Annotated in this window: 2 protein-coding genes; both read right to left on the bottom strand. The window is 35.9% G+C overall.

Features of this window, described 5'->3' with window-relative positions; all coding sequences use genetic code 11:
- Positions 1–5383, bottom strand: a 5383-nt coding sequence (locus F6K40_RS36655) for a non-ribosomal peptide synthetase (protein WP_293144041.1), incomplete at its 3' end; no start/stop codon positions are given.
- A gap of 757 nt (positions 5384–6140) precedes the next feature.
- Positions 6141–8547: non-ribosomal peptide synthetase (locus F6K40_RS36650; protein ID WP_293144038.1), on the bottom strand; the 2407-nt coding region annotated here is incomplete at its 5' end.

The following is an 8547-nucleotide window of genomic DNA, read 5'->3' as shown; positions in this document are numbered from 1 at the left end:
TGAAGTTGGCGTAGTTCTGTTCTTTGACTAGGCGTACTACTGCTTTATGGATGATGCTGGTTCCTTTGGGTTTTCCTGTGGAACCTGATGTGTACATTAAATACGCTAAGTTTTCTGAACTGATATTATCTGTCTTCAGGTTGACTTGAGAATATTCTTCTATTTGTTTTTTGTCTGTGTCTACACAGACTATTTGTGCATTCGTTGAGGGTAGAGATGTTAATAGTTTTTGATTTGTTAATAATACTTCTACTCCTGAGTCTGCCAACATATAACTCAATCTTTCTGTGGGATAGTTGGGGTCTATTGGTACATAAGCTCCTCCTGCTTTTAGTATTCCTAATATTCCGAGTATCATCTCTACTGAACGTTCTAGACATATTCCCACTTTGACTTCGGGAGATACTCCTAAGTTTTGCAGGTGATGTGCTAGTTGATTAGCTTTTTTGTTGAGTTGTTGATAGGTTAATTGTTGCTCTTTATATACTATCGCTATTGCGTCTGGAGTAACTTCTACCTGTTCTTCAAATAGTTGGTGAGCGCATTTATCTTTGGGGTATTCACTTTCAGTATCATTCCACTCTACTAATAATTGATGGCGTTCTGATTCAGTTAATAAAGAAACTTTTTCGTAGCGTTCTTCTGGTTGAGTTGCCATTGCCATCAAAATTGCACTGTAATAACCGCTAATTCTTTTGATCTGCTCTGAACTAAACTTGTCTAGAGTGTAATTGAGAACTAAGCATATTTGAGATGTTGTAGAGTTAGTCGAAAATTGAACTGCCAATGGAAAATTTGTTTGCTCAAAAAATTGCACTCCTAATAATTTCAACTTATCGATACTAGATAAACGCTGATAAACATGAAAATTGACATAGTTAAATATTGTCTCAAACAGAGAATCCCCTAATTCTAAATCCTGCTGCACTTGTGCCAAAGGGTATTGTTGAAAAGGCAAAGACTCTCGTTCTTGTTCAAAAGTTTGTCTGATTAACTCAATCCAACTTCCTCCATTAAGATGCGATCTCCAAGGTATGGTATTAAGAAATACACCGAGCATTCTTTCGCTATCTTCCTCAGCAGGTCTTCCATGAGTTGCTACCCCTGTAATGATATCTGTTTGGTTGCTCAAAAAGGCGATCGCTCTTAAATGTGCTGCTAACAAAACACTTTTGAGAGGTACTCCAATTCTTCTTGCTAGTTCTTTGAGTTTTATTGATAAATCTGCTGAAATCTCTACTTCCTGTACTTTTACCTGTTCGAGTGAATTATGTTTTTGAGCAGATGTCTGAAGGGATAACTTAGTTACAGTAAAGTCTGCTAGTTTTTCTCGCCAATATTTTTGTTGTTCCTGAGACTGTAATATTTCCTGTTCTACAGCTACATAATCTCGAAGTGTTATACTTGGCGGTGTTTGCAGAGGCGATACTTTCTCTCCTAGGAGAAACAAATATTGTTGAAGTAATTCTGTCATTAGAGTTGCTACGCTCCAACCATCCAAAATCGAATGGTGACAGTTAAGGGTTAGATTAAAAGTTTCACTACTGCGTATATGAATATGAAAGCTAAACAGTGGTGCGTTCTCCCACACAAAGGGATTTTGTTTCTCTTGCTCTATCCAAGTAGCAATAGTGTTTTCTTGTTCATCTAATGATAAGTCACTGATGTCATCTACTGGCAACTCAATTATTACTTGAGAATGAACCAATTGCAGTGGTTGTGAAAATTGAGTCAGAGAAATGCTAGTACGCAAGACTGGATGACGAGCGACAATTTCTTTGATCGTTGAATGTAAAATTTCGATGTTCAGAGGAGCTTGGAGAAAATAGCTGAGAAGATCGTGATAAACCCCACTCGTTGGCGCATATTCGCTATGGAAAACCATTCCCAACTGTAACTTTGTCAATGGATAAGCATCTTCAATTCCATTTGGTAAAGATTGACGATCTTCTTCGCTAATTAAACTAAAAGGAGCTGTTTTCACTCTATTGAGAGATAACTCGGAGCGATGGAGTACCTTAACAAGATCATTGATTGTTTGATGTTTAAATAACTGTTGTAAGGAAAATTCTAGCCCACTTTTCTTAGCTAGAGCTAACACTTGCACGCTTAGTAAGGAATCCCCCCCGAGTGCAAAAAAGTTATCATAAACTCCCACTTCTTCTACTGCAAGCACTTTAGACCAAATTTCTGCTAGCAGTTCTTCTTCAATAGTTCTCGGTGCAACAAAATTAGTTTTTAATTCTGAGGATTGTACATCTATTTTACTAAGTGCTTTACGGTCTATTTTACCATTGGGTGTGAGGGGTAAATTTTCTAAAAAGAGAAAAGCTGATGGCACCATGAATTCTGGTAGCTTTTGTTGGATATCCTCTCTTAAGCGATCGTTTGTGAGCGATTGCTCTGAAGTGACTAGATAAGCTACTAATTGTTTGTTTCCAGGAATATTTTCTTTAACTAGAACTACTGCTTGTTGAACTTGAGGGTGACTATTGATAACCGTTTCTATTTCTCCTATTTCTATGCGGAAACCCCTAATTTTTACTTGATTATCTATACGTCCGAGATATTCAACTTCACCATTAGCTAAATAACGCGCTAAATCTCCTGTTTTATAAAGACGACCGTTTCCAAAGGGATTAGAAATAAATCTTTCTTCTGTTAGTTCTGTTCGGTTGAGGTATCCTCTCGCTAAACCATCACCTCCTACATACATTTGTCCAGTAACTCCGATGGGAACTGGTTGTATGTTTTCATCTAGGATATAAATTTGTAAATCTGGAATCGGACGACCGATCGCACTACCACTGCTATTAAGATCGTTAATAGTTAAAGGTCGATAAGTTACATGAACAGTTGTTTCTGTAATGCCATACATATTTACCAACTGGGGACTTTCTTCTCCATGTTTGTCAAACCAGGGTTTTAAACTTTGTATTTCTAATGCTTCCCCACCAAAAATTACATACCTTAAATTTAGTTTTAATCCTTTTAATTGTATATCCTCAGTTTTTTCAACTGCAATTAATTGACCAAAAGCAGATGGAGTTTGATTGAGAACTGTTACTTTTTCTGTTGATAGTAATTTGTAAAATGCTTCAGTATCTCTACTTATCCAGTAGGGAACAACTACCAGACGTCCGCCATAAATTAAAGCTCCCCAAATTTCCCACACTGAAAAGTCAAAAGCGATCGAATGGAAATTAGTCCAAACATCATTTTCATTGAAGTTGTACCAAGACTGAGTTGCTGCGAATAAACGAATAACATTTTTATGCTCAATCAAAACCCCTTTTGGTTTTCCTGTAGAACCTGAAGTATAGATTATATAAGCCAAATTATCTGAACTTACATTAATATCTAAATTTGATTCACTCTGTTGTTTAATTATCTCCCAATCTTTATCCAAACACACTATCTGCGAACTAGATGAGGGTATTGATAATAATAATTCTTGTTGGGTTAGTAACACTTTTATTCCCGAATCATCCAACATATAACTCAATCTTTCTGCTGGATATTTCGGGTCTAAAGGTACATAAGCTCCTCCTGCTTTAAGTATTCCTAATATTCCTATGATTATTTCTAGGGAACGTTCTACACATATCCCCACCAAAACTTCAGGTTCTACACCTAAACTTTGAAGGTAACGAGCTAGTTGATTAGCTTTAATATTTAATTCCTGATAAGTTAATTGTTGTTCTTCAAAAACTACAGCAACAGCATCCGGAGTAAGTTCTACTTGTTTTTGAAATAACTGATGAATACATCTATCTTTTAAATATTTCCTATCAGTATCATTCCACTCTACTAACAATTTATGACGTTCTAATTTTGTTAATAAAGGTAACTCATTTACAGCCATTTGAGGATTAGCAACAATGGCAGATAATAAGTTTTCAAAATGTAGAGCCATTCGCTCAATAGTTGAGGAATCGAATAAATCCGTATTATATTCCCATTCTCCGTATAATAAGCCTATATTTGTTTCTGAAATTGATAAAGTTAAATCAAATTTAGCTATGGGAAAATCTTGTTCTAACTGACTCAAAGTCAACTCTGGTAATTCTAAAATAGAATCGCCAGAGGCGTTTTGCAACACAAACATTACCTGAAATATGGATGAATGACTTAAAGACCTTTGTGGTTTTAAAGCTTCAACAATAAGTTCAAAAGGTACATCTTGATGTTCGTAAGATTTTAATGTGCTTTCTTTAATTTGTTTAAGTAACTGTTCAAAACTGGGATTATTTTCTAGATTATTTCTATAGACCAATGTATTGACAAAAAAGCCGATTAATGGTTCTATTTCTTTGTAATTACGATTAGCTATTGGCGAACCTATTAAAATATCTGACTGTCCGCTGTAACGATATAGCAGAGTTGCAAATCCTGCTAACAAAGTCATAAATAATGTAGTTCCCGACTTTCTTGAAAGTAGTTGTAATTTTTCAGTTAAGTCCTGATTTAAGCTAAATCTATGTCTTTGACCAACGTATGTTTGTACACTTGGTCTAGTTCTGTCTGTTGGCAGTTGTAATAATTCTGGAGCATCTTGCAATTCCTGCTTCCAGTAGTTGACTTGAGCTTCTAATCTTTCCTCACTTAACCATTGTCTTTGCCAAATAGCAAAATCTGCATATTGAATAGATAATTCTGGTAAAGATGATGGAATTTTTTCACAAAAAGCTTGATATAAAGTCGATATTTCTTGAGTAAAGATTCCCATTGACCAACCATCAGAAACAATGTGGTGCATTGTTAATAGCAATACATATTCTCTACTTGATATTTGTAAGAGACTACATCTTATTAAAGGTGATACTTCTAGGTCAAAGGGAGTAGAAGCTTCTGCGGTTACTTGTTGCTCTAGAACTTTTTTTCGTTCAATTTCTTCTAGATTTTGTAAGTCTATTACCTTAATTTTTAAGGTAGCTTCTGGATGAACTATTTGTCTTGCTTGACCGTTTATTGTGGAAAAGCTAGTTCTTAATACTTCATGTCTTTGTACTATTTTCTCGAGAGTTTTTTGGAGAGCATTTATATCTAAATTACCATTAATACTAATAGCCAAAGGTATATTATAGGTAGCTGAATTTCCTTCTAATTGATTCAGAAACCAAAGTCTTTCTTGTGCAAAAGATAAAGGTAAATCTTTGTCTCTAGGTACAGCTTTAATTTCTGGAAGAGTAGTATCTGAGACTCCACTTACTTTTTGTAAAAATGTCACAATTTCAGCTTTATTTTCGCCGATTTTTTGACGGAGTGCAGCCGTTAAAACTCCTTCAGGAGCGCTACAACGTAATTTTTCTCCATCGACTGAAAGTTTAATATTTAGTTGATGGAGTTCAGAGAGAAAGTCAATCAAGTTTAAGTTAGTCATTTTTAAAATTCTATCTCCTCAATATTTGCATCATGTCCGGATAATCAGTGATAAAAAAGTTTTTGTTTGTATAGCAACCCTAAACTAGATTCTAACATTTTACCGAAAAATTTTGGTTTAAAGTCTCCCGTTTTAAGGGGATAATAAATAAAAATTTTCCTTTGAGTCAATCCTCTTCTTGAAAAGAAGAGGTAATTATTATATCAAATCCGTTTGATTCGGTATAAAAAAATGTTTCATCTTCAGTCATTGCCAAATCTTTCTAAATTCTCCTCCTTCTTAACTCCTGACTCCTGACTCCTGACTCCTTATCTAATTACACCAATGCTACCGGATTTGATATTAGACATATCTAGAAAAGAGGGAACAGGGAACAGGGAACAGGGAACAGGGAACAATAATTGATAATTTCTGGATAAGAATTAATTTTATTTTTGATTTTTGGAGATGTCTATTAATTATTCATTATTCATTATTCATTATTAATTGTTGAACGTAGGGGTTTGGTTTCCAAATCCCTTATGCGCTTGGGTTTGGAGACCAAACCTCTACTACGGACTTTAATTATAACTATTCAACCGGACATGATATTATACCATGTCCGGATAAGAGCGTGATAAAAATACTTCTTTCTCCTGGTACATTCTTTTCTCCTGTCTCCTGTCTCCTGTCTCCTGTCTCCTCCATTTTTATTTATAACTATTCAACCGGACATGATATTACATCTGAATTTAGGGTTGAATCTTCTCCTTCGCTTTTAAAATTCTATCTCCTCAATATTGACATCTGAATTTAGAGTTGAATCTTCTCCTTCGCTGAGAACTGTATCAATAATGGTTTGTAACTGGGTTAATTTTTGAGCAAGTTCTGCTACCGTTGGAAATTCAAAGATTGTTTTTATGGGAATCATTTCTATTTCCAAAGCTTCTTTGAGTTGAGAAACTAATTGGGTAGCAAGTAAGGAATGCCCCCCTAAATCAAAGAAATTATCATAAATTCCTACTTTAGCTACTCTGAGAACAGATGCGAAAATATTGGCTATCATTTCTTCAGTTTCTGTTCTCGGTGCTATGTATTCCTCACCCTGCTTAATTTCAACCTCTGGTGCTGGTAATGCTTTCCTGTCTATTTTGCCGTTGGGTGTCAAAGGTAGACTTTCTAAAAAGACAAATACAGATGGTACCATATATTTTGGTAGCTTTTGTTTGATATCTTCTTTTAATTCACTGCTGTTTAGGGACTGATCTTCAGGAACGACATAAGCTACCATAAATTTATTTTCCGAACTATCTTCCCTGACTATAACTACTGCTTGTTGAATTTGAGGGCGATCGTTGAGAACTGCTTCTACTTCTCCTAACTCAATACGGAAACCTCTAACTTTAACTTGATTGTCAATGCGTCCTATAAATTTTATATTTCCATCTGGTAAATAACAAGCTAAATCTCCTGTTCGGTAAAGAGAACCCACAGCAAAAGGATTGGGAATGAATTTCTCAGTTGTTAATTCAGGACGGTTAAGATAACCTCTCGCTAAACCATCTCCACCAATGTACATTTCCCCTGTGACACCTATCGGTACCGGTTGAAGATTGTTATCTAAAATATAAATTTTCGTGTTTCCGATTGGACGACCAATGGAAATTTGCTCGCTCCCATCATCTATCTCCGCTACAGTAGCACAAACTGTAGACTCGGTAGGACCATAAGCATTAAAGAAATGACGACCGACAGACCATTGATGCGCCAACTCCCTTGGACAAGCTTCTCCTGCGACAATTATCTTATCCAAAGTTGGTAATTCAGAAGAAGGTAATACAGCTAAAGCAGATGGAGGTAACGTGACATGAGTTACCCAAGAGCGCTCCATAATTTGTTTCAAATCATCTCCTGGCAATAATTGAGAAGCTTCTCCCAAAATTAATCTGGAACCGTGGGTGACAGCCATAAATATTTCCCAAACTGAAGCATCAAAACTTATCGAAGCAAATTGTAGGATACGACTTTCGGGCGTCACCTCAAACAAACGTTTTTGTTCTTGAACTAGGTTACATAAACTCTGATGCTCAATAGCAACTCCCTTCGGTTTTCCTGTAGATCCGGATGTATAAATAACATAAGCCAAATTCTTTGAACTTACCCCTGTATCTAGATTCGATTGACTCTGTTGCTCTATGAGTTTTTGGTCTCTGTCTAAACAGACTATTTGTGCAGTGGTTGAAGGTATTGAGGATAATAGTTTTTCAGTAGTTAACAACACCTTAATCCCAGAATCATTCAACATATAACTCAATCTTTCTGTGGGATAGTTGGGGTCTATTGGTACATAAGCTCCACCCGCTTTCAGTATCCCCAATATTCCTACTATCATCTCCACTGAACGTTCCAGACAAACTCCCACCTTAACTTCTGAGGATATTCCTAAACTTTGCAGGTAATATGCTAGTTGATTAGCTGTGTTGTTTAATTGCTGATAAGTTAATTGTTTCTCCTCAAAAACTAATGCTATGGCGTCTGGGTTCAATTCTACCTGCTCTTCAAATAGTTGGTGAGCGCATTTATCTTGTGGATATTCTGTCTGTGTATTATTCCATTCTACTAATAGTTGATGGCGTTCTGTTTCTGTTAACAAAGGCAACTCACCCACCATTTGTTCTGGGTTTTCTACGATGGCAGAGAAAATAGTATCTAAATGTCCTAATAACCTCTCAATAGTCTCTTTCTCAAAAACAACAGTATCATAACTAATTCTTACCAATAACTTATCTCCTGGCACTGCCACTACAGTTAGTGGATAATTAGTATGTTCAAAACCCCCACTCGAACTTAATTGTATCGAATCTTTTTCACTTTCTTGATTCTTCTGCATCGGATAATTCTCAAAGATAACAATACTCTCAAACAAAGGCATCCCCCCAGGAATCTCACTCCTTGATTGAACCTCAAACAAAGGAGTATAAGAATAATCCTGTACTTTCAACATCGACTCTTGAATTCCTTCTAACCAAGAAATCAAGTTTTCTTCCTGAGATATCCTCACCATTAAAGGTAGAGTATTAATAAACAATCCCACCATCTTTTCGACCCCAGAAATATTACCAGTCCTACCAGAAACCGTCACCCCAAAAACAACCCGCTCTTCCCCACTATAACGACTCAATAAT

This window comes from Okeania sp. SIO3I5, from assembly GCF_010672085.1.
Classification (GTDB): domain Bacteria; phylum Cyanobacteriota; class Cyanobacteriia; order Cyanobacteriales; family Microcoleaceae; genus Trichodesmium.
The sequence above is the reverse complement of the archived record's forward strand: the minus strand, read 5'-3'. Positions and strand labels throughout refer to the sequence as shown.